Here is a 24,410-nt window from a genome sequence, read left to right on the forward strand (position 1 = left end):
AGGACGTCGGAAGCCCGCTGTTCCGTTGCTGCCCAGCAACGGAATAGCGGCCCCGCAACGGGGTTGCCCTGCAGTTCACGCCCCCTGCTCAGCGAGTTGGCGCAGGGCCTGTTGATTCCCGGATAACAAGGCGGCACGGGACCATAGTTTCCACGCTCGTCTCGGCTGCGTCGTCTGTGCCAGCGGATACGGCTTCGATGGTATCCAGAAGCGTTGTCATGGCTGCGCGTCCGATCTCACGCAGCGGCAGGGCCATGGTGGTGAGGGCGGGGACCATGGTGTCGGCGATGCGTGCTTCGTCGTCGTAACCCATCACCGAGAGATCCGTGGGGATATTGAGGCCCAAACGGGCGGCGGCCAAGGCAACGCCGATTGCCAGGCGGTCATTCGCGCACATGATGGCCGTGGGCCGCTCAGCCGGGGACACGCCGTCGAGCAGTTTCATGGCGCCGTGGAAACCGGCGTCGATGTCCCAACCCGCCATGGTGATCCGGTCCGCGCGGACCGACAGGCCAGCGGCGGCATACGCGTCCCGATAGCCCTCAACCCGCAGCGGAGCGGCCGGAGAGTCCTCAGCGCCGGCGAGCAAGGCGATGTCCCGATGGCCGAACTGCAGCAGGTGTTCGGTAGCTTCCCTGCCGCCGGTGATTTCGTCCGGGATAACGTGATGAAGTTGAGGTTTGGAGTTGCTGTCGTAGCAATTGGCCAGAACTGACGGGACCCGCAGCATGCCGTGGGGGACGTCCAGCGGCTTCAAGCCCACGGTCACGTACATGAGCCCGTCCACCTGGCGGTCCAGGAGGGTTTCGATAGCGCTCGCATCCCGGGCGGCGTCGCGCTCGGTGTCCATGACGACGGTGACGAAGCCGCGGCTACGGGCGACGTCGTCCGCGCCGCCGATGATGTTGCCGTCGAAGGGGCTGACCACAACTTCGTCAGACACGATGCCGATCACCCGGGAGCGCTGGTTCCGCAGGCTGAGCGCGATCGCGTTGGGGGAATAGTTGAGTTCCTGGGCGGCCAAACGGATCCGGTTCTGGCTCTCCTTGGCCACGTTGCCGTCGCCGCGGCCATTGAGCACCAGCGAGACCGCGCTCCTGGAGACCCCCGCCCTTTTGGCGACGTCCAGTGCAGTGGCCTTGCGGTTCATTGGGAGGTCCTTCCATCCTTCATTTGTCAGCAGTCTACCTAACGCGTGTGAGGACGGCGCCCAGGACATTAGGCGTTTATCGAATAACCGATCTGGCTATACAGCGACTGCATCATCGTCGACATCCAGATGCCTGCCACGATCAAGGACAGTACGAATGTGCCAATGAGAGCCCACACCGGCCCCATCCCACGGCCAGGGGCGACCTTCCGGACAATCACCGTGCGGCCAATGATGTACACAGCGGGGCTCAGAAAGCACCATGCCCAGTGGAAGGGACGGACGACGCCGGAACGGGCCAGCCGCCGATAGTCCAAGAAGGCCATCAGGACAGATACGCCATAAACGATGAACCCTGACGCTTGGAGCAGGAAATAGCCGGGCGTGTAGATCGACATGGGATCCAGAGTGGTCATGCCCTGCCGGGTAGTTATGTATCGGAATTCCGGCTGCCAGGTGAGCATCAGCAGGAGCGGCACCAGCGGCAGCAGCACCACGGCCCAAATGAAGGGGTTGAGCACAGGGGTCTGGTTGCTGATCAGGACGCGCTGGAGCGGCATGAACTGCGCGGTGGCAGGGGCAAGATGAGGTGTCCACTGGACCCCGTCCCACCAGCGCATCTGCTGCGGAAAGGAAGGATCCGGGTACCAACCGGCGGGCGTCGTGGAACCGTTGGGTGCGTGCGTCATATTTCCCCTGAAATGAGTCGTGAATCAGAGGATAGCGCGGTTCCCTTCCTCCGTTCGGATGGAACCCTCCCTTTAGCTTTCGTGGCGGTGTAAGGATGGAGCATGACGTTCTTCGACGATCTTCCAGAGCCACCCCAACGTCCGCGCCAACCCCAGCCACTCCGCCCCGGTTGGTCCGGTCCGCCGTCGGACGAGCTGCCTGGCGTGATGCACATCGGCGAGTTCGTTTACAACAGCCGACAGATGGTGATGGCCCTGAAGCTGGTTGAGGTGTATTCCACGGGATGTACTTTGGACCTCGTCTGGTCGGTTCGCCGAGGCGACGAGTCGGACCGGGAGTGGCGTGACGTCATGGACCAGTCCTTCAACCGTCCCCGTTCAAGTCTTGATACCAGGTCAGGACTGCAGCTCGGGGTCGCTTTCCCCGATGGGCGCAAGGCGGTTGCAGCCGGTCCCGGGCCGTCGATGCACGAAGGGGCTGACGACGTCACGGGTCCAGTGCTGACTACGCTCGGCGGCGGCGGGGGGAGCGGCAATGATGAAATCGTTCAGTCAACGGCCCACTACTGGCTGTGGCCCCTGCCCCTCGGAGACACGCGGGTAGTTGCTCGGTGGGATGCGATCGGAATGCCCGAAAGTTCCCTTACCTTGTCCGGTGAGCAGTTGGGTCAGGGACTCGGGAAGGTCCGCAGGTACTGGTCCGACTAACGTGGTCCGGCTATCTGATCAGGGCTCCAGCCGCTTACGCAGGAGGCAGAACTCATTGCCCTCAGGGTCCGCCAGGACATGCCATTGCTCGTTTCCGGTCTGCCCGACGTCAGCAGGGCGGGCTCCGAGGGCGAGCAAACGTTCCAGCTCGGCGTCCTGGTCCCTGTCGACGGGATTGACGTCAATGTGCAGGGGAAGTCTTCCAGTCCGCGGGTCGCTGCTGGGACTCAGGATGATGGTGGGCTGCAGGCCGCCGAACCCGACGTCCGGAGGGCCGATCTCGATCGCGCCATCTTCCCGGTCGAGTTCGACGTAACCGAGGACGTCGCTCCAAAACCGCGCCAGCACTTCGGGATCGGCACAGTGGAGGACCAGTTCGCTGATACGGCATGACATGGAACCCAGTGTACGGATTGTTGGAATGGACGAGTTATCCACATAGCCTAATTGGCCAGCCTCTGGCGCCAGGAGCCGCCGGTACAGTGGCAATATGCCTGCTCGCCTTCCCGATTTGCCGCCGCTCGAAGAACTCCTCGACAACGCCCACGTTGTTTCACTGCCCATGCGCGTGAAGTTCCGCGGAATTATGGAGCGGGAAACACTCCTCTTGAAAGGGCCGCTCGGGTGGGGCGAATTCTGCCCCTTCCCGGAATACGACGACGACGAATCCTCGCGCTGGCTCGCTGCCGCCCTGGAAGCGGGCTGGACTGGTTTCCCTCCACCGCTCAGGGACAGCATCCCCGTGAACGCCACCGTTCCCGCAGTTCCCGCCGAACGCGTGCCGGAAGTACTTGCTCGTTTCGGCCGGGTGGATGCCGTCAAGATCAAGGTTGCCGAGCGTGGTCAATCCCTTGCCGACGACCTCGCAAGGGTCACCGCCGTGCGCGACGCCCTTCCCGACGCCGCCATCCGCGTAGATGCGAACGGGGGCTGGGATGTTGACCAGGCTGTAGAGGCATTGGGCAAACTCTCAGTTGTCGGACTTGAATATGCAGAGCAACCGGTGCCGGACATTGAGGGCTTGGCTGACGTGCGCCGTCGCCTTGCCGCCGCGGGAGCGCCCGTCCTGATAGCCGCCGATGAGAGCGTCCGGAAGGAGGCCGACCCCCTCCGCGTCGCGAGGGCGGGGGCTGCGGACCTTATCGTCGTCAAAGTCGCGCCGCTCGGGGGAGTGGCACGTGCCCTGGACATTGTCGCCCAAGCCGGCCTTCCCGCCGTCGTCAGTTCCGCCCTCGATACCTCCATTGGGATCCGCGCCGGTCTGGCGCTCGCCGCCGCGCTGCCTTCGCTGCCATACGCCTGCGGGCTCGGCACCGTTTCGCTCTTTGCGTCGGACATCACCCTGGATCCCTTGGTCCCCGACGACGGCGCCATCCGCCTTCGCGAGGCCATCGCCGATCCCGGGCTGCTTGAGCAATACGCGGCTCCGGGGGAACGTCGCGACTGGTGGTTGGAGAGGCTGCGGCGCGTACACTCGACACTCGCTTCCTCCCAAGAAGACCTGTTCACCGAAACTTAACCAGAGAGTCCTCTCGGATTCGGATTGCGCTGAAAGGCTCAGCGGGAACCTCGTACATTCTCTGGAAGGTCCCCCATGTCTGATACCACCGGACGCACGTTCCCGCTGCTGCCAATGTTCGGCCACACCAAAGGCAAACGCAGTGCCGTCACCTGCGCTCTCAAGTGCGACAATGCCTGCGCCGGCGATGTTTGCAACACCAGCTCCAACGGCTACTTCCGCGACATCGCCTCCACGGCGATGACCCGCCGCGCCGCCCTGGGGCTTGGCGCCGCCGGTGCGCTCGCCGTCGTTCTTGGTAGTGCGGTGACTGGTGCCGAACCTGCGGTCGCCGATGCTGGTAACGGTTTGTCGGACGCAGCCAAGAAGGGTTTCGAAAAGTCCAAGCTTCAGTTCACGGCAATCAAGCCGGTTGACGCCGCCGTCGACGCCGTCACGGTTCCAGAGGGGTTCGACTGGAAGCCGATCATCCGTTGGGGTGACCCCCTTTTCGCCGACTCGCCGGCCTTCAACCTCAACGCGCAGACCGCTGCCGCCCAGGCCCGCCAATTCGGCTACAACAACGACTACACGGACATCATCCCGGTTCCCGGGTCCAAGGATCGTCGAGCCGTATTGTTCACGAACCACGAATACACCAATGAGAACATCATGCTGCCGGCAGGTTTTGACGCCGCCGAAGCCCGTGCAATTGGCCGGGCCGGTCACGGCCTGACGGTGGTGGAGTTGGAGCGGAAGAACAAGAACAAGCCGTGGAACTACGTTCAGGGAGCACCCCTGAACCGCCGCTTCCTCACGGACACCGTCTACGAACTGACTGGCGCTGCTGCAGGAACCAACCTGGTCAAGACAATCGATGACCCGGAAGGCCGCTGGATCAAGGGAACCTTGGGCAACTGCTCGGGCGGAACCACTCCATGGGGAACTATCCTTTCCGGCGAGGAGAACTTCAACGGCTACTTTGCCGCACCCGGCACGAGTGACGGCGACAAGCGCTACGGCATATCTGCGAAGCCGACCACGCGTCAGTGGGAACTCGACGAGCCGCGCTTCGACACGCGCAATGCCGGCTATGCCAACGAGACCAACCGCTTCGGCTGGATCGTCGAAGTTGACCCCTTCGACCCCACCTCGACTCCGAAGAAGCACTCCGCCATGGGCCGCTTCAAGCATGAGGGCGCCAACGTGATTGTCGCTCCCTCTGGCCAGGTTGTGGCGTACATGGGTGACGACGAACGCTTTGATTACCTCTACAAGTTCGTGTCCAAGGGCAAATACCAGCCTGGCGACTCAGCGGAAGCCCGCAAGAACAACATGGGCCTCCTCTCCGAAGGTGACCTCTACGTTGCCCGTTTCACGGGAGACTCCCCGGCTGCAGAAATTGATGGCACGGGCAAGGTTCCTTCCGACGGCGCCTTTGACGGCACCGGCGAGTGGTTGCCGCTGGTGGTGGGTGGCGTCTCGGCAGTTCCCGGCATGTCCGTTGCTGAAGTCCTGGTCTACACGCGTCTTGCCGCTGACAAGGTTGGCCCCACCAAGATGGACCGCTGTGAAGACGTCCAGCCCAACCTGCTCACCGGCAAGGTGTACGTGGCCTGCACCAACAACTCGGACCGCGGCAAGGCCGGCAAGGAAGGCGCCACCGAGGTCAACCCCCGTGCGCTGAACCGTGACGGCCACATCGTGGAAATCACCGAAGGCCCGGACCAGACGGGCACCAAGTTCAACTGGACCCTGCTGTTGGTGGCCGGTGACCCCGCCAAGAACACGTCCACGTACTTCTCCGGATTCCCGGCGGACAAGGTATCCCCGATCTCCTGCCCGGACAACGTGGCCTTCGACTCCGTGGGCAATCTCTGGATCTCCACCGATGGTGCACCGTCCACTATTGGCTACGCAGATGGGCTGTTCAAGGTCACCCTCGAAGGGTCCGAACGCGGAAAGGTGGAGCAGTTCCTGGCCGTCCCGCGCGATGCCGAAACCTGTGGTCCCATCATCCACGATGAAGAGCGAACCGTTTTCGTCGCCGTTCAGCACCCGGGCGAGGAAGGCACGTTCGCTGACCAGCACTCGTTCTTCCCGGACTACGTAGACGCTGGAGCCACGCCCGCCGCCGGTGCGGTTCGGGCTCCGCGGCCGTCGATCGTCCAGGTGTTCCGCAAGTAGCACTAACCCCGGAACGCTCCTCTGCCTGGGATCTCCAAGCAGGGGAGCGCTCCGCGTCACCGATGCTCTCTCACTTCCTGCGTCGTTTTGACGGTTGTTCTCTCACTTCCTGCGTCGTTTTGACGGTTGTTCTCTCACTTCCTGCAGGGTTTTGACGGTTGTTCTCTCACTTCCCGCGTCGTTTTGACGATTGTTCTCTCACTTCCTGCGTCGTTTTGACGGTCGTTCTCTCACTTCCCGCGGGGTGCTGGGCGATCCTTTTCATGGCACAGAGTGTGAGAGAACTTCGGGTGGACGCCGGGTGGATGTGAGAGCGCATCGGGTGGGAGCCGGTTGGATGTGAGCGCGCAATTGGGGTCCCGCCTGCGCCAATAGACTGGAACGGTGACTTCACAGGACTCTCTGACATCCATCGCTGCCGCCAGAATCGCCGTGACTGCACTGCTCGACGGCGGTGTGCGGCACGTGGTGGTGGCGCCGGGTTCGCGTTCTGCACCCATGGCCTACGCCCTTGCGGAGGCAGAAGCGGCGGGCAAAGTTCTCCTGCATGTCCGGATCGATGAACGGGATGCCGGATTCACGGCGCTCGGCCTCGCCCTCGCAACCGAAGCGCCCGCCGCTGTCCTGACAACCTCGGGTACCGCCGTCGGGAATCTGCTGCCCGCCGTGATGGAGGCCAACCACGCGGCCGTGCCGCTGGTGGTCGTCTCGGCAGACAGGCCGGAGGAGCTTCACGGAACCGGGGCGAACCAGACCACAATCCAACTGGACCTGTTCGGCGATCACGTCCGCTTCGCCGTCGACGTCGCCGCGGGGGACAACCCCCAACGGGCGGTTGCCACAGCGTTGTATGCTGCCACGGGCGCCCTCGAGGACACGCCGCCAGGTCCGGTGCAAGTGAACCTCGCGTTCCGCGACCCGTTGGTTCCAGGCGCGGGCGATGCCCTTCCCACCGCCGCTGGTCACAGCGTTTTCCATTACGACGCCGGCCCCCAGGCGCTCGATCTTCCGGCGGCTTCGAGCGAGCTCGCCGAGCGACGCACCGTGGTTCTAGCAGGCCACGACGCCGGTCCCGTGGCTGAGGCCTTCGCACGCGCGCACGTCCTTCCCCTGCTTGCCGAACCTTCGTCCAACGCGCGATTCGGTCCGAATGCCGTGGGCCCGTACCGGGTGTTGCTGGAGCATTTTGGTCCGGGGTCGGCTACACCGATCGAGCGCGTGGTCCTGTTCGGCAGGGCCACCCTTTCCCGGCCAGTGGCCGCGCTCTTGGCACGTCCCGGTATCGAATCCGCCATTTACCAGCCGGTCCCTGTGGCTTGGTACGAGGCTGGCCGACGCCGCGAAACACCCATTGAAACCCTCCCCGAGTTGGCCGCGTTCGCCGGCCGGGGCTCTGCAGAGTGGCTGGATTCCTGGCTCCTGGCGGGGGCGGCCGCCCAACATGCCTTGGATGGAATATTGGCTGGGGAGTCGACTGCCAATGGTCCTTCCGTCGGAGCCGCCGTCTGGGAGCACTCGCGCGGGAAATTGGTTCTCGGCTCCTCCAACGGCATACGCGACGTCGACCTCGCAGGCCAACCGCACCCCGACCCCATCGCCACTGTCTACGCCAACCGCGGCCTCGCCGGCATTGACGGCACCATCGCCACCGCTACGGGAATTGCCCTCGGAAGCGGCCGAGAAACCACGCTTCTCCTTGGCGACGTCACGTTCCTCCACGACGCCGGCGGACTACTCTTGGGCCAGGGCGAGCCCATCCCCGATCTTCGGATCGTGGTCCTTAACGACTCCGGCGGCGCCATCTTCAGCCTCCTCGAGCACGGCGCGGTGGAGGACTCGGGGGCCTACGGCACCGCCGTCGAACGCCTCTTTAGCACGCCACACTCAGTGGACATCGCGGCACTCGCGGCCGCATACGGCGTCGGACACCAGACGATAAGTACGACGGCGGAACTTGCGGAGGCACTCAAGTCGCCGCTGAAGGGACGCACCATTGTGGAGGTGCGCGTGGACCGCGCAGGCCTGCGGGCACTTCATGCCCGCATCAAGGAAGCAGTCTCCGGTGCCGTGGGCAAGGTGTTGACCGCGGGCTAGTCCCGGGCCTAATCTCGGCCGGCGCCACCCAAATCCGTTTGCGCCTCCAAGATTCTTTGGCGCTGCGCATACAGATCCACGCTGCGCGGATTTGGGTGACCTCCGTGAATCTGGGTGTCGGCCAAGACGTGGAGCGTCGTGAACCGGACTGCGAGGCGACCGAATCCGGGTGTCGTTGGTCCGTCTCCGCAGCGGCGGTGGATCGGGAGTTTCCACATACGGCGGAGAGAGCCTACTCAAGGCAGCGTCAAAGCAGAAGGCTGGTGCTATGCGGAGCCTACCCAAACTGATCCTCGCCAAGGACCTGTCACTCATCGGCGGGGATTCCCGGAAATTGTCGGAGGCAGCCAAAGCCGGAAAGCTCGTGAGAATCAGGCATGGGGTGTATGTCGACGCGCAGAATTGGGCGCTGTTGGAGAGTTGGGATCGCTATGCCCTGAGGGTCGAGGCAGCGGCGGAGACGTTCACGTCCGCCACCGTGTTCTCGCACCACTCCGCGGCCAGCATTCATGGCATTCCGACCATCCTCGGACGACAACCCATTCACGCACTCAGCTCCTACGCCGGAGGGGGTAGGTCCAGGGCAGGTGTCCGACGGCACTATGTCAGCGACGGTTTCCAGGAAGCTGAGGAAATGAACGGTTTCCTGGTGACCAGCCGCGTCAGGACGGTATTGGACATCGCAGCTTCCGTGCCCTTTGCCGAGGCTGTTGTTCCCGTGGATTTCCTTTTATCCCCTGGACGTCGTCGCGAACCAGTAACAAGGGATGAGCTGTTGAATGCTATTGATGCCCGGTATTCGAAGGCCGCCGCCAAGCGTATAGCAGCGGTTGTTCAGTTCGCTGCTACGAATTCGGGTTCGCCGGGGGAGTCCTACTGCAGGGGACTCATGCATCTCGCCGGTTTTGCTGCTCCCGAGTTGCAGTATGAAGTTCGAACGAAGATAGGGGTCGTCTATACGGACTATTACTGGAAGGACGTCAGAGTCGTCGGAGAATTCGATGGCCGCGAAAAATATATGAAGCCGGAGTACTTGAAGGGACGTTCGCCTTCCCAAGTAGTGATCGAAGAAAAGGACCGCGAGAATGCCATCCGCGCCACCGGCAGAGGTGTGTTCCGGTTGGTGTGGAGTGACTTGACAGTTGGCAAGCTGGAACGTGAGCTTGTGGCAGCCGGGGTTCCCCGCCGTCGTCGTGCGTCATTAGGACACCCAAATTCGTAGGCGACACAGAAACGGGAGGGCGACACCCACATATAGGTGTCGCCCTCCCGTTTGCGCGGCGCCAGCGAATTTGCGCGGCAGTGAAGCGTCAGTCCTCCACGACGTCGATATGCGTCGGGTCCAGGACGCGGCGCAGGAATTCCTTGGTTCGCGGCTGGGACGGGGCGCTGATGACGTGTTCCGCCGGACCTTCCTCCACTACGACGCCGGCATCCATGAAGACCACGCGGTCGGCCACTTCGCGGGCAAAGCCCATCTCGTGGGTGACCACCAGCATGGTCATGCCTTCCTGGGCCAGTTTGCGCATAACGGCCAGGACATCACCCACCGTCTCCGGGTCAAGGGCGGACGTTGGCTCGTCGAAGAGCATCAGCTGCGGATCCATGGACAGCGCGCGTGCAATGGCTACGCGCTGCTGCTGGCCACCGGAAAGCTGGTCCGGGAAACGATCGGACAGGTGTCCAAGGCCAACGCGTTCAAGGTTGCGGCGTGCTACGTCGGCGGCCTCGGACTTGGACCGCTTGAGGACCTTCATCTGCGAGATGGTGCAGTTGTCCAGCACGCTCAGGTGCGGGAACAGGTTGAAGTGCTGGAACACCATGCCAACGCTCTGACGCATGCGGTTGAGGTCGACGTCGGGGTCGGTGGCCTCGAACTTACCTACGTTGATGGTGCCTGCATTTGGGTGTTCAAGCAGGTTCACGCAGCGCAGGAGGGTGGACTTTCCAGAACCCGAGGGCCCGATCAGGCACACGACCTGGCCCGGTTCAACGGTCAGCGAGATGCCTTTGAGAACCTCATTGTTGCCGTAGGACTTGCGGAGGTCCTTGATGTCCACGCCTGCGGCGCGAACGGCTGCGGTGCTCCCGGTGGAGTTATTCATGACTGTCCTGCCTATCGCTTCGTCCGCGCGGAGCGGCTTTCGAACTTCCGTGCCAGGAGGCTCAAGGGGATGGTGATGACCAGGTAGAAGGCACCTGCCACAAGCAACGGCGTGAGGCCGGCTCCGAGGCTGGAGATGCCGTCGCGGCCGAACTTGGTCAGCTCATACTGGGATGCGGTGAGGCCCAGGACGTAGATCAGCGAGGAGTCCTTGGTGAGCAGGATGATCTCGTTGGTCAACGGCGGCAGGACGATTTTGAACGCCTGCGGAATGACGATGGAGACCATCGCGCGCCAGTGCGGCATGCCCAGTGAGCGGGCGGCTTCCATCTGTCCCTTGGGAACGGCCTGGAGGCCGGCGCGCAGGGTTTCGGCGATGTAGGCGGAGGCCACCATGCCCAGGGAAACCATGACCACGATGTTGACGTCCCACTGGATGCCGAAGGCAAGGGGCACACCGTAGCCAAAGGCGATGAAGACCAGCAGGGCGGGGACGCCGCGGAAGAATTCGATGTATCCGGTGGCGAGCCAGCGGTAGAGGGGGAAGGAGGAGAGCTTCATCAGGGCGAGCAGCAGACCACCGGAGAGGCCCACAACGAAGGCAAGCGCCGTGTAGATGAGGGTGTTCTTGAGGCCGATCAGGAAGATGTCGGGGAACATCGGGCCGATTTTGGCGAAGTTGAAGACGCTGTTTCCAACGGTCTTCCAATCCACGGCGAGGATTACTGCGGCCAGGGCCACAACGAAGATCCCGGCCTGGACGTACAGACTGACTTTGGCTCGTTGACGTGCAGTCATTGCCATGGTGTTCTCACATTCGTAGTGCGCAGGTGGGGCCCCGAACGGACTGCTTTAACAGATCGTTGCGGGGCCCGCCTGCGTGATTCTGGGGAGCCGGGGCTCGGACTACTTCTTGGTTGCTTCGCCGAACCAGGTTGTCTCGAACTTCTTCAGGGTGCCGTCATCGGTGAGGCGCTTCAGGGTCGCATTGACGGCGTCAGCCATGGCGGTGTTGCCCTTCTTGATGGAGATTCCCAGCTTCTCGCCCGTTGCGTAGTCTTCAACGCGCTTGAGCTTGGAATCGTCCATGATGGCGTAACCCAGAACCGACTGGTTGCCGACGGCGGCGTCGATGGTGCCTGCCTTGAGGGCCTGGACCAGGAGGCCGGAGTCCTCGAACTGCTGGGCGTCGATTCCCTTGTCCTTGGCGTACTGGGCGCCGGTGGTGGCCTGCTGGACGCCCACCTTCTTGCCCTTGGCACCGTCAAGGTTGCTGATGCCCGAGGACGAGGTAGCCACGAGGGTCAGGTCGTCGTCCATGTACGGGTTGGAGAAGTCCATGACGTTCTTGCGGACGTCGGTGATGGAGATTGAGGAGATGGAGACGTCGCAACCAGTCAGTGCAGTGCCGGTCTCGATTGCTTCGAAGGAGCTGTCCACCACGTTGAGTTCGGCCTTGAGGTCCTTGGCCACTTCGTTGGCGATGTCCATATCGAAGCCGACGATCTTGCCGTCCTTCTGGAACTCGAAGGGCTCGTAGGGGACATCCGAGCACACAGTGAGCTTGCCGGCGTTGATGAGCTTGGGGCCTGAGCCACTCGAGGCAGCCGGAGTGGAGGCGCCACCGCAGGCGGTCAGGGCCAGGGCGCCTGCTGCGAGCACGGCGGCCATCTTGGTGCCGGACAGAACCGAACGGGAGATCTGCATGTTTTTTACCTTTTGTTGCAGTGGATGCTGAGCTGAGTCGGTTTTAGTGTAGCGCCCAACGTGAGATGTGCATCACAGGAAACTTAGTTTCACTATCAGATAACTAGTTTAGCGAATATGCAAGTGCCACCCGCGAGTCCCAGTCTGAGATCCCAGATTCAGCGCTGGATCCCCAGGGCCTCGAGCATTGGCCGGAATTTGGCCCATGTCTCGGCAAGCTCAGCCTCAGGCTGGGAACCTTCCACGATCCCGCAACCCGCGTAAAGGCGCACTGTGTTGGCGTCCTCGATGACCGCGCCGCGCAAAGCAATGCCCCATTCGCCATTGCCGGCAGCATCAAGCCAACCCACCGGCCCGGCGTAGGGGCCACGGTCCAGGTGCTCCAATTTCCGGATCAGCGCACCGGCCACCAAAGTAGGTGTTCCGCACACTGCCGCGGTTGGATGCAGCGCATTGATCAGGGCCAAGCACGTGGGCACATGACCTTCAATATCAGCAAGCTCAGCTTTGACGTCCGAGGCCAGATGCCACACGTTGGGCAGTTCCAGAATGAAGGGCTCGCTGTGGGAGTTCATCGCCTCGGAAAACGGCGCCAGCTGGCGGGTCAGCGAATCAATCGCAATCTCATGCTCGTGGCGCTGCTTTTCAGATCCGGCCAGAACCCGCTCGGCGTAGGCCATGGGGGATCCGTCCACACCTTCGGCGTCGCGTCGATCCAACGTGCCGGCCAGCACACGGGCCTGAGCCGTGCGACCCTCCACCTGAATCAGCATTTCCGGTGTCGCACCCACCAAGCCGTCAACGCCATACGTCCAGCATTCCCGGTACCGTGCCGCCAGCTGGCGAAGCACCTCCGCAGCGTTCACACCGGCAGGAAGGTTGGCTACGACGTCGCGCGCCAAAACAAGTTTCTCCAGCTTGCCGGTGCGGATTTCCGCCACGCCGTTGGAGACGGCCTGCATCCAATCCGTTTCGCTCAACGACCCCCGGCTGAGGTAACCAGCCGCACCGTTGGGCGAAAAAGCGTCAGGTGACAGCCCGACGTCGGACCCCCCTGCCGTAGTGGCTTCACCATCGGCTTCATATGGGTCGGTGCTGGTCAGCCAGCGGTCCAGGGCGGCGAGGACGCCCGTCTCGGTGAGCTCGGCGTCGTCGAAAGTCAGTTGGGTGGCCCAAGCGCGGCCATCGCGGATGCCGACCACCATCTCCGGGACGATCAGCCGGGAAACGTGCGGGGACATCTTGGAAAAAGCGAACGAGCCGAACGCAACCGGGCCAGTGCCCGGGATCTCCACGTGATCGATGATTTCGGCCTCAAGAATGAGGTGCCGCCACCAGATATCAGCCTCAAGGAAGCGCTCAGGGCCCGAGGCGTTGAACCGTGTCAGCTCGCCGTACCCCACCAGACCCGCTTCGCGGCGTGACCAGCAGAGGACGTCGTCCCGGACCAGAAACGACGGCAGCCCCCCGGAGGATGATTCGACATCGAGGGGGACTGTCAAGGTACGGAGCGTGCTCGTCATGATGGAACAACAGTACTCCCGCGTGCCGCCAGAACCTGAGCCGAGTTCTACAGCGCAGCAAAGTCGGCTGAATGTCTGAGACAATTGCAGGGTGAACCGAGCATCCTTGGAAAAGCGTCCGGACGAAGTTGCGACGATGTTTGACGATGTCGCCCCCAAATACGACGTCGTGAATGACGTCCTCTCCATGGGGCAGACGCGTCGGTGGCGCCGCATCGTGGTCGATGCCATGGATGTGAAGGTGGGCCAGAAGGTCCTGGACCTCGCCGCTGGAACGGGCACCTCAAGCGAACCGTACGCCGATGCCGGCGTGGATGTCGTGGCCTGCGACTTCTCTCTGGGCATGCTCAAAGTGGGCAAACGCCGCCGCCCGGACATCGACTTCATCGCCGGGGATGCCACCAACCTGCCGTTCGCGGACAACAGCTTTGACGCTGCCACCATTTCCTTCGGCCTGCGGAATGTTGTTGAACCGCGCAAAGCCCTCGAGGAAATGCTGCGCGTCACCAAGCCCGGCGGCCGGCTGGTCATCGCGGAATTTTCGCACCCCGTGGTGCCGCTGTGGCGCAACCTCTACACCGAATACCTGATGCGCGCCCTCCCGGCCATCGCCACCAAGGTCTCCTCCAACCCGGATGCCTACGTCTACCTGGCAGAGTCGATCCGCGCCTGGCCGGACCAGGACCACCTTGCCCAGTGGCTCAGCGACGCTGGCTGGACGGACATCACCTACCGCAACCTCAGCGGCGGCATCGTTGCCGTACATCGCGCGCAGAAGCCGGCCGAGCACCGCGAAAGCGTGCCCGTGGCCAAGCTTCGCCGCCAGATCAAACCGCGCCGGTCCGGCAGCCAGCCCACCTGACGTGCCACTTATTTAGGACGACGTGAAAGTACTGATTGTTGGCGCGGGACCCGCCGGGTCCACCGCCGCGTATTACCTCGCCCAGGCCGGCATTGATGTCACAGTCCTGGAGAAGACCTCCTTTCCCCGCGAAAAAGTCTGCGGCGACGGTCTCACCCCGCGCGCGGTCCGTGAAATCCAGAAGCTCGGATTGCCGCATGCCGAGTCCGAGGGCTGGCGCCGAAACAAGGGTCTTCGACTCATTGCTGGCGGCCGTACCATCGAGCTGCCTTGGCCGGAGGTTTCAGACTTTCCTACCTACGGACTGATTCGGACCCGGCTGGGCTTCGACGAAGAGTTGGCCCGTCACGCACAGGCCGCGGGCGCCGTCGTGCTTGAACGCCACAGCGTCACGTCCGCCCTGCAGTCCGACGACGGCCGCGTCATCGGCGCACGGGCGTCCATCCTCGACGAGTCCGGACGCAAGACGGGCGAAACGCGCGACTTCCATGCCGACGTCGTACTCGCTGCGGACGGCAACTCCACGCGAACCGCCGTGTCGCTGGGTATGCACAAGCGTGATGACCGTCCGTTGGGCGTCGCCGTGCGAACTTACTTCACATCTCCCAGGCACGAAGACGACTGGATGGAAGGCTGGCTGGAGCTCCCCGGCAAGTCCGGCAAGCCGCTGCCCGGCTACGGCTGGGTGTTTGGGGTCGGCGACGGCACGTCGAACGTGGGGCTCGGAATACTGAACTCTTCCAAGGAATTCGGCAAGCTGGATTACAAGCAGGTCCTGCGCGAGTGGACGGCTGGGATGCCCGCCGGTTGGGGCTTCACGCCTGAGCACCAAGTGGGGGAGATCCGCGGCGCCGCGCTGCCCATGGGCTTCAACCGCACGCCGCACTACTCACCCGGACTGCTCCTGCTGGGCGACGCCGGTGGCATGGTGTCCCCCTTCAACGGCGAGGGTATCTCCTATGCCATGGAGTCTGCCCGGTTCGCGGCTGAGTTCCTGATTGACTCTGCTTCACGTTCCGCGTCCGCCGGATGGACCGCCGACGACGCCGACGCACACCTTTCGCGGTACGCGGACTATGTGCGGGACCAGTGGGGATCGCACTTCACTTTGGGGCGCATGTTTGCTTCCTTGATCGGGAAGCCTGCCGTCATGAAACTCGCACTGCGCACGGGCATGCCCATTCCGATGCTGATGCGCTTCGTGGTGCGTATGCTCGCCAATCTCACGGACCCGTCCGCGAAGGGCTTCGAAGATCGCGTAATCCGCGTCCTTGAGATGCTCGTCCCGGCCACGTCCAACACTTCCCCTGTCCGTCCTTTTAAGGCGGCAGACTCCGACACCGCGGTTTCCGCAACAACTAGTTAGGGTTAAGCCGTGACGAACTCTGCCGAACACAGCTGGACGCATGCCGGGCACGGCCTGCCGGACACTGTTGAGCCTGCCCCCAACACCACCGCCATCGCCACAGGGCTCCAGCTGCCCGCCGGTTTTGCCGCCATCGCCGGCGACGCCGAACTCGGCCCAGCCATCACCACCAACCTGGCCCGCGTGGAAAAGAAGCTTCGCGAAGCCATTTCCAACTCGGACCCCCTTGCTGACGCAACGTCGCGCCACCTGGTGGAAGCCGGCGGCAAGCGCATCCGTCCGCTGCTCACATTGCTGTGCGCACACCTGGGAGACGCATCCCGTCCCGAGGTGGTCCAGGCGGCAGTTGTTGTTGAACTGACGCACCTTGCAACCTTGTACCACGACGACGTCATGGACTCCGCGCCCTTCCGCCGCGGCGCCCCGACGGCCCATGAAGTGTGGGGCAACTCGGTGGCGATCCTCACCGGCGACCTCATCTTTGCCCGCGCCTCCATCCTCGTCTCCGAGCTCGGCTCCCGTGCCCTCGGCATCCAGGCCCGCACCTTCGAACGCCTGTGCCTCGGCCAGCTCCACGAAACCGTGGGCCCACGCGAGGACGAAGACGCGGTGGAGCACTACCTCTCCGTCATCGCCGACAAGACAGGATCCCTGGTCGCAGCCTCCGGCCAACTTGGCGCGATCTTCGCCGGAGCCGATCCCACATACGAGGACGTCTTGGTCGAATACGGGGAGAAGGTGGGCGTGGCCTTCCAGCTTGCCGACGACGTCATCGATGTCACCGGCGTGAAGGTCAAGTCCGGCAAGTCCCCGGGCACCGACCTCCGCGAAGGCGTGCCCACCTTGCCCGTGCTCCTGCTCCGCCGGGATGCTGCAGCGGGGGATTCCTCCGCGGCTGCCCTGCTGGAGTTGGTGGACGGCGACTTGACGTCCGATGCCGCCCTTGCCGATGCTGTGGCTGGTTTGCGCGAACACCCTGTGACCACCGAATCGTGGAAGATCGCCCGCCAGTGGTCTTCGGAGGCCATTTCGGCTCTGGCGCCGCTGCCTGAGGGCGTTGTTAAGACGTCGCTGACCAACTTCGCGCACGCAGTGGTGGACCGGAGCAGCTAGCTTCCTCGTTCCGTTTAACGCAACGCGGGGTCACTTACGGCCCATAATTCCCCTTGGGATGGGCCGTAAGTGACCCCGCGTTGCTTAATGTGCTGTGTTTTGCAGCTATATGGAAAACTCCACGGTTCCGTAAATAAGATCATGGTTGTTGGAAAATCATTGACGGCAAAAGTTGCGTATGTGACAGAGTTGTCATAAGCTATTCACGGATCCACTAAATGCCTCCGGTGGGTCTGATGCGAACGGAGATTGTGGTCCCGGTTCGGTGCAGCGTATGACTCGTAACGTTGCAGCGGACCGGGGCCATTCCGTTTAAACAGCAAGACCCCAGGGAGGGCCATCGCCAGCCCAAATAAAAACAGCCCCCGCGCCACCCATCAGGGGGAGCGCAGGGGCTGCCAGGCAGAACTTAGTCTTCGTCGTTGAACGCCCACTCGAACATGTCGAAGACGAATTCGGAGAACGTGCCTTCTTCGCTCTTCCACTGGCCGCGGGCGTTGTTGCGGCGCCAGACGATGGGGTCCGGGATGCTGACGTCGGCGATGCGGAAGCCCCAGGTGAATTGTTCCTCTTCGTCTTCGAGGAACATGAGGAAGCCTTCGTCATCCACCTCGAGTTCCTCGGGATCCCAGAAGTAGTGGTACGCCTCCATGAGGTCCTCGCAACCACCGAGGGCAAGGTAGAACTCACGCAGAGCCAAGGGGATCGTAAAGGAGTGATCGGCGAGGGCCTCGTCCAGTTCCTCTGGTGTGAGGCCGTCTTCTTCCTGCCATTCATCCTCGAGATACTTTGGGACCAGCGCGCGGAACTTCTCGAGGAACATGTCAGTCATGCTCTTATCCTAGCTAATCGCGGGCACCCGAAATTGCGCCCGTCCCGGTGCCTGCACGCTGCCATCCGCGCACGGCCAGTGGCACGTACCAACTGCGCCTCCAGGCTGTGACGCGGAAGGCAAAAACAATGCCGGCCACCAGGCATGCGGTGAGCCCGCTGAACAGGCCAAGATGCCAGAGCAGGGTGGTCAATCCGGCCCCCACAAACGCGGGTAGCGCGTAGATGTCGCGTGCATCAAAAAGGGTTGGAACCTCGTTGGCGGTGATGTCGCGCAGCAGGCCGCCGCCCACTGCCGTGGTGACACCCAAGAGGATTGCAGCCACCGGATTCATGCCGGACGTGAGTGCCTTCAGCGTCCCGGTGATGCAGAAAAGGGCCAGCCCGCCGGCGTCGAACAGTGTTAACAGGGAGGTGAAGCGCTGCACAGAGGAGAAAAGGAAGTACACCAGCAGCGCAGCGAGCAGTGGCGGAATCAGGTAGACCGGGTTTGTGAAAGCAACAGGTGGTCCGGCGTTGATGACGACGTCGCGGATCGCACCGCCACCCAGCGACACGATGGAGGCGAGGAGCACTGAACCCACGATGTCGAATTGTTTGCGGGCTGCCAGCAGCGAACCCGAGACCGCGAAGAAGAACACGCCGACCAGGTCAAGCCACAGAAGGACAATGTCGATGGAAATCAAGTGGACGGGTTCTTTCTGCCTGCGACTCTCAGTAGGTGCTGGCTCAACGTTACGCTAGCTCCCATGAACAGCCCCGTTTTGATCGCCTGTGCCCACGGAACCCGCAACGCCGAAGGCCAGGCCGCCATCCGTCGCGTCATGGCCGAAATCGAAGCCCTGCGCCCCGGCCTGCAGGTCCTTGAGGCGTATGTGGACGTGCAGGAACCCGAGTTGTCCGGGGTGGTGGAGGGTCTGCCCGAGGGGACTGCCGCCGTCGTCGTACCGCTTTTGCTCAGTAGCGGCTTCCACATCAAGGTGGACGTGCCCAAGGCAATCACGAGCCGGCCGGAAGTAGTGGCCGCGAGGCCGCTGGGTCCGGACCCGCGCTTGGCGGAGCTGCTTGCCACCCACTTGCGCGCCGCCGGACTGAAGGAGAACGACGGCGTGCTGCTGGCTGCCGCAGGATCATCCCTTCCGGACGGCTCGGTGGACTCGGAGGAGCAGGCGCGCCAACTCGCTGAGCTGCTGCCGAACAAGGTTCGCGTCGCCTACGGTGCCAGTGCGCAGCCAACAGTGCCCGACGGCGTCGCCTCCTTGCGCGCCGAACTCGCCGAAGACGGGGCAAACGGCAGGGTTTTCGTCGCCTCTTACCTGTTGGCAACGGGCTACTTCCACGACCAGCTGGCCAAGGCTGGGGCGGATATTGTTACGGCTCCTTTGCTGCCGTCGCCGGTTCTGGCGGAGATAGCACTGGAGCGTTACGACGCCGTGTTGGCAAGGGCGTCCTAACCTTTATTGGCGCGGAGGGAGCCCAAAAAGGACCTGCATATACGGGCTCCCGGGACAAGGCCGCTGGCGTGTTCGTGACGAAATGTTTCCCTAGGTGACTTAGCGTTTCCGGACCTTTGCTGACGAAAACTGGCCAGACCTAAAGTCGACGTATGACAGATACAGCTGTAGCCGGTGCGCCCGCGGACTCCGCAGTCCCCTCGCGCCCAGCACGCACCCGCCCTGCCGCCAAGCCCCACGGCCAGTGGAAGGTTGATGGCACTGCGCCGCTCAACGCCAACGAAACCTGGAAGCAGGAAGACAACGGGCTGAACGTCCGTGAGCGGATCGAGTCTGTCTATTCCAAAGAGGGCTTCGACTCGATCGACGGCACCGACCTTCACGGCCGTTTCCGCTGGTGGGGCCTCTACACCCAGCGCAAGCCCGGGATCGACGGCGGCAAGACCGCAACCCTTGAGCCGCACGAGCTCGAAGACAAGTACTTCATGCTGCGCGTGCGCATCGACGGCGGTGCGCTGACCACTGAGCAGCTGCGCGTTATCGGCCAGATCTCCGTGGACTTCGCCCGCGGCTCGGCAGACCTCACGGACCGCCAGAACATCCAGCTCCACTGGATCCGCGTGGAGGACGTGCCCGAAATCTGGCGCCGCCTCGAATCCATCGGCCTGTCCACCACCGAAGCCTGCGGCGACGTTCCCCGCGTCATCCTCGGCTCCCCGGTTGCCGGCATCGCCAAGGACGAGATCATCGACCCCACGCCGCTCATCCACGAGCTCGCCGAGCGTTTCATCGGCGACCCGGAGCTGGCCAACCTGCCTCGTAAGTACAAGACCGCCATCACCGGCCACCCGTCCCAGGACGTAGTGCACGAGATCAACGACTTCGCCCTGGTGGGCGTTGTCCACCCCGAGCTCGGCGCAGGTTACGACCTCTGGGTTGGCGGCGGTTTGTCCACCAACCCGCGCCTTGCCGAACGCCTCGGTGTGTTCGTCTCGGCCGACGTCGCCGCTGAAGTATGGCTGGGCGTCACCAGCATCTTCCGCGACTACGGCTACCGTCGCATGCGCACCAAGGCCCGCCTGAAGTTCCTGATGAACGACTGGGGTCCGGCCAAGTTCCGCCAGATCCTGGAAGACGAATACCTTGGCTTCAAGCTTCCGGACGGCCCCGCCGCTCCCAAGCCCACTGCTCCCGGCGACCACATCGGTGTCCACGAGCAGAAGGACGGCAAGTTCTTCATCGGCGTGACCCCCACTGTGGGCCGCACGTCCGGCGAAGCGCTGGTCAAGCTCGCCGACACGCTGGAGCAGCACGGCAGCTACCGCCTGCGCACTACTCCTCACCAGAAGCTCGTCATCCTGGACGTTGCCAAGGAGCAGGTGGAGCCGCTCATCGCTGAACTGGACACCCTGGGCCTTTCCGCCCGTCCGTCCGTGTTCCGCCGCGGCACCATCGCCTGCACCGGCATTGAGTTCTGCAAGCTGGCCATCGTGGAAACCAAGGTCACTGCGGCTACGGCCATCGCCGAGCTGGAACGCCGCCTGGCTGACCTCGTGGAGACCAAGCAGCTGCCCCAGGCACTGTCCCTCCACATCAACGGCTGCCCCAACTCCTGCGCCCGCATCCAGACCGCGGACATCGGGCTCAAGGGCATGATGCTGCCAACGCCCGACGGCGACCCCACCCCGGGTTTCCAGGTCCACCTCGGTGGCGGGCTGGCCAACAACGAGCGTGAGGAAGCCGGTTTGGGACGTACCGTCCGCGGCCTCAAGGTCACGGTCGAAAACCTGCCTGACTACGTGGAGCGTGTGGTCCGCAAGTTCGTCGCCACTGGCGCCGAGGGCCAGACCTTCGCGGAGTGGGCACTCTCCGCAGATGAAGGAGACCTCCAGTGACAGTTGCAACGAAGCGTTCCAATGAAGAACTCAAGGCTCTGGCCGAGGCCGGGGCTGCAGAGCTCGGCTGGAATGCCCCCGCCCGCGATGTCATCGCCTGGGTGGCCCGGAACTTCGAGCTGCCCGCGGTAACCGTGGCTTGCTCCATGGCCGATGCCGTACTGCCGGCCTTGGTCGCGGACCAGCTTCCCGGCGTCGACGTCTTGTTCCTGGAGACCGGCTACCACTTCAAGGAAACGTACGAAACCCGCGACGAAGTCGCCGCCAACCTGCGCGTCAACGTGGTGGACGTCCTCCCGGAGAACACGGTGGAACAGCAGGACCGTTTGCTCGGCAAGGACCTGTTCGCCCGCGACCCCGCCCAGTGCTGCGCGCTGCGCAAGGTAGAGCCGCTCCGTCGCTCACTTGCCGGCTACGAAGTGTGGTTCACCGGTGTGCGACGCGACGAAGGACCCACCCGCACCAACACGCCGGTGATCACGTGGGACGAGGGCTTTGACCTGGTCAAAGTGAACCCGATGGTCGACTGGACCTTCGACCAGCTGGTCGAGTACTCCGAGGACAACATCCTTCCCGTCAACCCCCTCCTGAGCCAGGGCTACCCGTCCATCGGCTGCCAGCCCTGCACCCGCAAGGTGGCCCCGGGTGAAGATCCCCGCGCCGGCCGCTGGGCAGGATCCGACAAGACAGAATGCGGACTACACACATGAGCACTCAAACAACCAGCGAGGACCTCGAGTTGAACCAGTTGCAGAGCGAAGCTGAAGGGGCCGCCGCGGCGTGGCGGGCATCGCGAAGCGGGCACGGCGGCCCTTCAGGTGAGCGGTTGAGCTCACTGGACACCCTTGAGTCCGAGGCCATTCACATCATCCGTGAAGTCGTTGCTGAGTTCGAGAAGCCTGCGCTGCTGTTCTCCGGCGGCAAGGATTCCGTGGTCATGCTGCACCTGGCCACCAAGGCTTTCTGGCCGGGCAAGGTTCCTTTCCCGGTCCTGCACGTGGACACCGGCCACAACTTCCCGGAGGTTATCGACTTCCGCGACCGCACCGTTGAGCGTCTTGGTTTGAAGCTGGTTGTTGGTTCGGTCCAGGAGTTCATCGACCGTGGCGAACTGGCCGAGCGTGCCGATGGCACCCGCAACCCGCTGCAGACCGTCCCGCTGCTTGATGCCATCCAGCGCAACAAGTTCGACGCCGTGTTCGGCGGCGGCCGCCGCGACGAGGACAAGGCCCGCGCCAAGGAGCGCATCCTGAGCCTCCGCGACGAATTCGGCCAGTGGGACCCGCGCAACCAGCGCCCCGAGCTGTGGAACCTGTACAACGGCCGCCACACCGTGGGCCAGCACGTCCGCGCGTTCCCCATCAGCAACTGGACCGAGCTGGACATCTGGCGCTACATCGAGCGCGAGAACATCGAGCTCCCCAGCCTGTACTACGCCCACGAGCGCGAGGTCTTCGCCCGCGACGGCATGTGGCGTGCGGTAGGCGAGGTTTCCGAGCCGTTGCCGCACGAGGAAGTCATCACCAAGCTGGTTCGCTACCGCACGGTGGGCGACATGTCCTGCACCGGTGCCGTGGAATCCGACGCACGCACCGTGGCCGACGTCGTAGTTGAAGTCGCTGCCTCCACCCTGACCGAACGTGGCGCCACCCGAGCAGATGACCGCATCTCCGAGGCAGCCATGGAAGACCGCAAGAAGGACGGCTACTTCTAAATGAGCACCGATACCGTATTCCTGGATGGCGGGCTTGAGTCCGCGCCGCTCCCGTCTACTCTCTTCCGCTTCGCAACGGCTGGATCGGTGGACGACGGCAAGTCCACTTTGGTGGGCCGCCTCCTTCACGATTCGAAGGCGATTCTTGCTGACACGCTCGACGCCGTTGCCCGCACCTCTGCGGACCGCGGCTTCGGTGGGGACAAGGGCGGGATCGACCTCGCCCTCCTGACCGACGGCCTCCGTGCCGAGCGCGAGCAGGGCATCACGATCGACGTCGCATACCGCTACTTCGCCACCGACCGCCGCAGCTTCATCCTGGCGGACTGCCCCGGCCACGTTCAGTACACCAAGAACACGGTGACTGGCGCGTCCACTGCGGATGCCGTCGTCGTGCTTATCGACGCACGCAAGGGTGTCCTTGAGCAGACCCGCCGCCACCTGTCCGTGCTGCAGCTGCTCCGCGTTGCCCACGTCATTGTGGCAGTGAACAAGATCGACCTCGTTGACTTCAGCGAGCAGGTGTTCCGCGACATCGAAACTGACGTTCAGAAGGTTGCCCGCGAGCTGGGACTTGGTTCCGATGGTGTGGCTGACCTGCTGGTGGTTCCGGTTTCGGCGCTCGACGGCGACAACGTCGTGGACCGCTCGGACCGCACCCCCTGGTACACCGGTCCTGCATTGCTTGAGGTCCTTGAAACGCTGCCGGCCGCTGACGAGCTGGAAGCCGAACTGGAGAGCTTCCGCTTCCCGGTGCAGCTGGTCATCCGTCCGCAGGGCGCCTTGGCACCGGACGCCGTGGCGGCTGGGCTCGATGTGGAGGCATACCGCGATTACCGTGCCTACGCAGGCCAGATCACCGAGGGCTCCGTCAAGGTTGGCGACGAAGTCACCGTGTTGAGCCCGGGCCACGAGCCGCGTATCACCCGGATTACCGGCATCGACTTCGCCGGCAAGGAACTTCAGGAAGCGGCTGCTCCGCAGTCCGTTGCCGTTCGTTTGGCTGACGAGATCGACATCGCCCGTGGCGACACCATCGCTGCCGCAGGCACGGTCCGCGAAAGCACGGCTGACCTGTACGCCTCGCTGTGCTGGCTCTCGCCCAAGCCCCTGCGTGAAGGCCAGAAGGTCCTGGTGAAGCACGGTACGCGCACGGTCCAGGCCCTGGTTCGCAACGTCACCGGCAAGCTGGACCTGGCAACTTTCAACGTGGAGCCTGCCTCGAGCCTTGAGCTCAACGACATCGGACACGCCCAGCTTCGCCTGGCTGCTCCGTTGCCGCTGGAGAACTACCTGCACCACCGCCGCACGGGCGCCTTCCTGGTGATCGACCCCATCGACGGCAACACCCTTGCCGCCGGCCTGGTCAAGGACCACCCTGGCGATCACGAAGACGAGCGCTACGTCATCTAAGGTCGAAAAGTCAGATAGACCGCAGCTTGTTCGAAAATCCCGGCCTTGTACGGCGGGGGACTTCGAACAAGCTGCGGTTTTTTCATTGAGCGATTAAGCAGG

General features: G+C 63.4%; 22 protein-coding genes. 13 read left to right on the forward strand and 9 right to left on the reverse strand.

What is annotated here, in order from left to right; genetic code table 11:
- Window positions 1–88 precede the first annotated feature (88 nt).
- Entirely contained in the window at window positions 89–1,150 is a 1,062-nt protein-coding gene (locus AC6I97_RS07860) for a LacI family DNA-binding transcriptional regulator (protein WP_497944618.1), read from the reverse strand.
- 68 nt (window positions 1,151–1,218) lie between these two features.
- On the reverse strand, window positions 1,219–1,839 hold the full coding sequence (locus AC6I97_RS07865; protein WP_224088501.1) for a DUF2510 domain-containing protein: 621 nt from the start codon (window positions 1,837–1,839) through the stop codon (window positions 1,219–1,221).
- Window positions 1,840–1,941: 102 nt separating this feature from the next.
- On the opposite strand from AC6I97_RS07865, the gene AC6I97_RS07870 reads away from it, so the two are divergent.
- Window positions 1,942–2,547 carry a hypothetical protein gene (locus AC6I97_RS07870; protein ID WP_224088499.1) on the forward strand — a complete coding sequence of 202 codons (606 nt, stop codon included), beginning with the start codon at window positions 1,942–1,944 and terminating at the stop codon, window positions 2,545–2,547.
- Between the two features lie 18 nt (window positions 2,548–2,565).
- On the opposite strand, the gene AC6I97_RS07875 is transcribed toward AC6I97_RS07870, so the two are convergent.
- Window positions 2,566–2,943: a VOC family protein gene (locus AC6I97_RS07875; protein ID WP_224088498.1), complete on the reverse strand. Its 378-nt coding sequence runs from the start codon at window positions 2,941–2,943 to the stop codon at window positions 2,566–2,568.
- A gap of 94 nt (window positions 2,944–3,037) precedes the next feature.
- On the opposite strand from AC6I97_RS07875, the gene AC6I97_RS07880 reads away from it, so the two are divergent.
- The 4 genes from AC6I97_RS07880 to AC6I97_RS07895 all read left to right on the forward strand — a co-directional run bounded on the left by AC6I97_RS07880 (window position 3,038) and on the right by AC6I97_RS07895 (window position 9,548).
- Window positions 3,038–4,066: an o-succinylbenzoate synthase gene (locus tag AC6I97_RS07880; protein WP_309925558.1), complete on the forward strand. Its 1,029-nt coding sequence runs from the start codon at window positions 3,038–3,040 to the stop codon at window positions 4,064–4,066.
- Between the two features lie 75 nt (window positions 4,067–4,141).
- Entirely contained in the window at window positions 4,142–6,232 is a 2,091-nt protein-coding gene (locus tag AC6I97_RS07885) for a PhoX family protein (protein ID WP_224088496.1), read from the forward strand.
- Window positions 6,233–6,616: 384 nt separating this feature from the next.
- Complete coding sequence (menD, locus tag AC6I97_RS07890; RefSeq protein WP_497944619.1) at window positions 6,617–8,326, forward strand: 2-succinyl-5-enolpyruvyl-6-hydroxy-3-cyclohexene-1-carboxylic-acid synthase; 1,710 nt, start codon at window positions 6,617–6,619, stop codon at window positions 8,324–8,326.
- A gap of 268 nt (window positions 8,327–8,594) precedes the next feature.
- A complete protein-coding gene (locus AC6I97_RS07895) occupies window positions 8,595–9,548 on the forward strand; it encodes a hypothetical protein (protein ID WP_497944620.1) in 954 nt (317 codons plus the stop codon).
- 88 nt (window positions 9,549–9,636) lie between these two features.
- On the opposite strand, the gene AC6I97_RS07900 is transcribed toward AC6I97_RS07895, so the two are convergent.
- From AC6I97_RS07900 to AC6I97_RS07915, 4 genes are all read right to left on the reverse strand, one after another.
- Window positions 9,637–10,431: an amino acid ABC transporter ATP-binding protein gene (locus tag AC6I97_RS07900; RefSeq protein WP_224165090.1), complete on the reverse strand. Its 795-nt coding sequence runs from the start codon at window positions 10,429–10,431 to the stop codon at window positions 9,637–9,639.
- 11 nt (window positions 10,432–10,442) lie between these two features.
- Window positions 10,443–11,234, reverse strand: coding sequence for an amino acid ABC transporter permease (locus AC6I97_RS07905; protein ID WP_497944621.1), 792 nt, complete (start codon window positions 11,232–11,234; stop codon window positions 10,443–10,445).
- A 102-nt stretch (window positions 11,235–11,336) separates the two neighbouring features.
- Complete coding sequence (locus tag AC6I97_RS07910) at window positions 11,337–12,137, reverse strand: ABC transporter substrate-binding protein (RefSeq protein ID WP_224088480.1); 801 nt, start codon at window positions 12,135–12,137, stop codon at window positions 11,337–11,339.
- Window positions 12,138–12,295: 158 nt separating this feature from the next.
- On the reverse strand, window positions 12,296–13,660 hold the full coding sequence (locus AC6I97_RS07915; RefSeq protein WP_497944622.1) for an isochorismate synthase: 1,365 nt from the start codon (window positions 13,658–13,660) through the stop codon (window positions 12,296–12,298).
- A 91-nt stretch (window positions 13,661–13,751) separates the two neighbouring features.
- Between AC6I97_RS07915 and AC6I97_RS07920 the strand changes: the two genes are divergently transcribed.
- The 3 genes from AC6I97_RS07920 to AC6I97_RS07930 are packed head-to-tail and all read left to right on the forward strand — an operon-like array spanning window position 13,752 to window position 17,001.
- Window positions 13,752–14,522, forward strand: a complete 771-nt coding sequence (locus AC6I97_RS07920) for a demethylmenaquinone methyltransferase (RefSeq protein WP_224165087.1) — start codon at window positions 13,752–13,754, stop codon at window positions 14,520–14,522.
- Window positions 14,523–14,544: 22 nt separating this feature from the next.
- The gene (locus AC6I97_RS07925) at window positions 14,545–15,888 is read left to right on the forward strand and encodes a geranylgeranyl reductase family protein (RefSeq protein WP_497944623.1); all 1,344 of its coding nucleotides are present in this window, start codon (window positions 14,545–14,547) and stop codon (window positions 15,886–15,888) included.
- Window positions 15,889–15,897: 9 nt separating this feature from the next.
- Window positions 15,898–17,001, forward strand: coding sequence for a polyprenyl synthetase family protein (locus AC6I97_RS07930; RefSeq protein ID WP_224165085.1), 1,104 nt, complete (start codon window positions 15,898–15,900; stop codon window positions 16,999–17,001).
- A gap of 409 nt (window positions 17,002–17,410) precedes the next feature.
- Here AC6I97_RS07930 and AC6I97_RS07935 read toward each other — a convergent pair whose 3' ends face one another.
- Both AC6I97_RS07935 and AC6I97_RS07940 read right to left on the reverse strand, forming a co-directional pair.
- Entirely contained in the window at window positions 17,411–17,833 is a 423-nt protein-coding gene (locus AC6I97_RS07935) for an SMI1/KNR4 family protein (protein ID WP_224088473.1), read from the reverse strand.
- Between the two features lie 13 nt (window positions 17,834–17,846).
- Window positions 17,847–18,518, reverse strand: coding sequence for a trimeric intracellular cation channel family protein (locus AC6I97_RS07940; protein ID WP_224088471.1), 672 nt, complete (start codon window positions 18,516–18,518; stop codon window positions 17,847–17,849).
- On the opposite strand from AC6I97_RS07940, the gene AC6I97_RS07945 reads away from it, so the two are divergent.
- The 5 genes from AC6I97_RS07945 (at window position 18,519) to AC6I97_RS07965 (ending at window position 24,308) form a co-directional block, all read left to right on the forward strand.
- Window positions 18,519–19,286, forward strand: coding sequence for a sirohydrochlorin chelatase (locus AC6I97_RS07945; RefSeq protein ID WP_497944624.1), 768 nt, complete (start codon window positions 18,519–18,521; stop codon window positions 19,284–19,286).
- Window positions 19,287–19,438: 152 nt separating this feature from the next.
- Complete coding sequence (locus tag AC6I97_RS07950; RefSeq protein ID WP_224088467.1) at window positions 19,439–21,181, forward strand: nitrite/sulfite reductase; 1,743 nt, start codon at window positions 19,439–19,441, stop codon at window positions 21,179–21,181.
- Window positions 21,178–21,891 (forward strand): phosphoadenylyl-sulfate reductase, encoded by a 714-nt coding sequence (locus AC6I97_RS07955; protein ID WP_497944625.1) that lies wholly within the window; start codon window positions 21,178–21,180, stop codon window positions 21,889–21,891. Before AC6I97_RS07950 ends, AC6I97_RS07955 begins: the two co-directional genes overlap by 4 nt.
- Window positions 21,888–22,895: a sulfate adenylyltransferase subunit CysD gene (cysD, locus tag AC6I97_RS07960; RefSeq protein ID WP_309925589.1), complete on the forward strand. Its 1,008-nt coding sequence runs from the start codon at window positions 21,888–21,890 to the stop codon at window positions 22,893–22,895. The genes AC6I97_RS07955 and cysD overlap by 4 nt, the downstream gene beginning before the upstream one ends.
- Window positions 22,896–24,308: a sulfate adenylyltransferase subunit 1 gene (locus AC6I97_RS07965; RefSeq protein WP_224088460.1), complete on the forward strand. Its 1,413-nt coding sequence runs from the start codon at window positions 22,896–22,898 to the stop codon at window positions 24,306–24,308.
- The last annotated feature ends 102 nt before the right edge of the window (window positions 24,309–24,410 follow it).

This window comes from Arthrobacter sp. TmtSoilC48 (assembly GCF_059739425.1).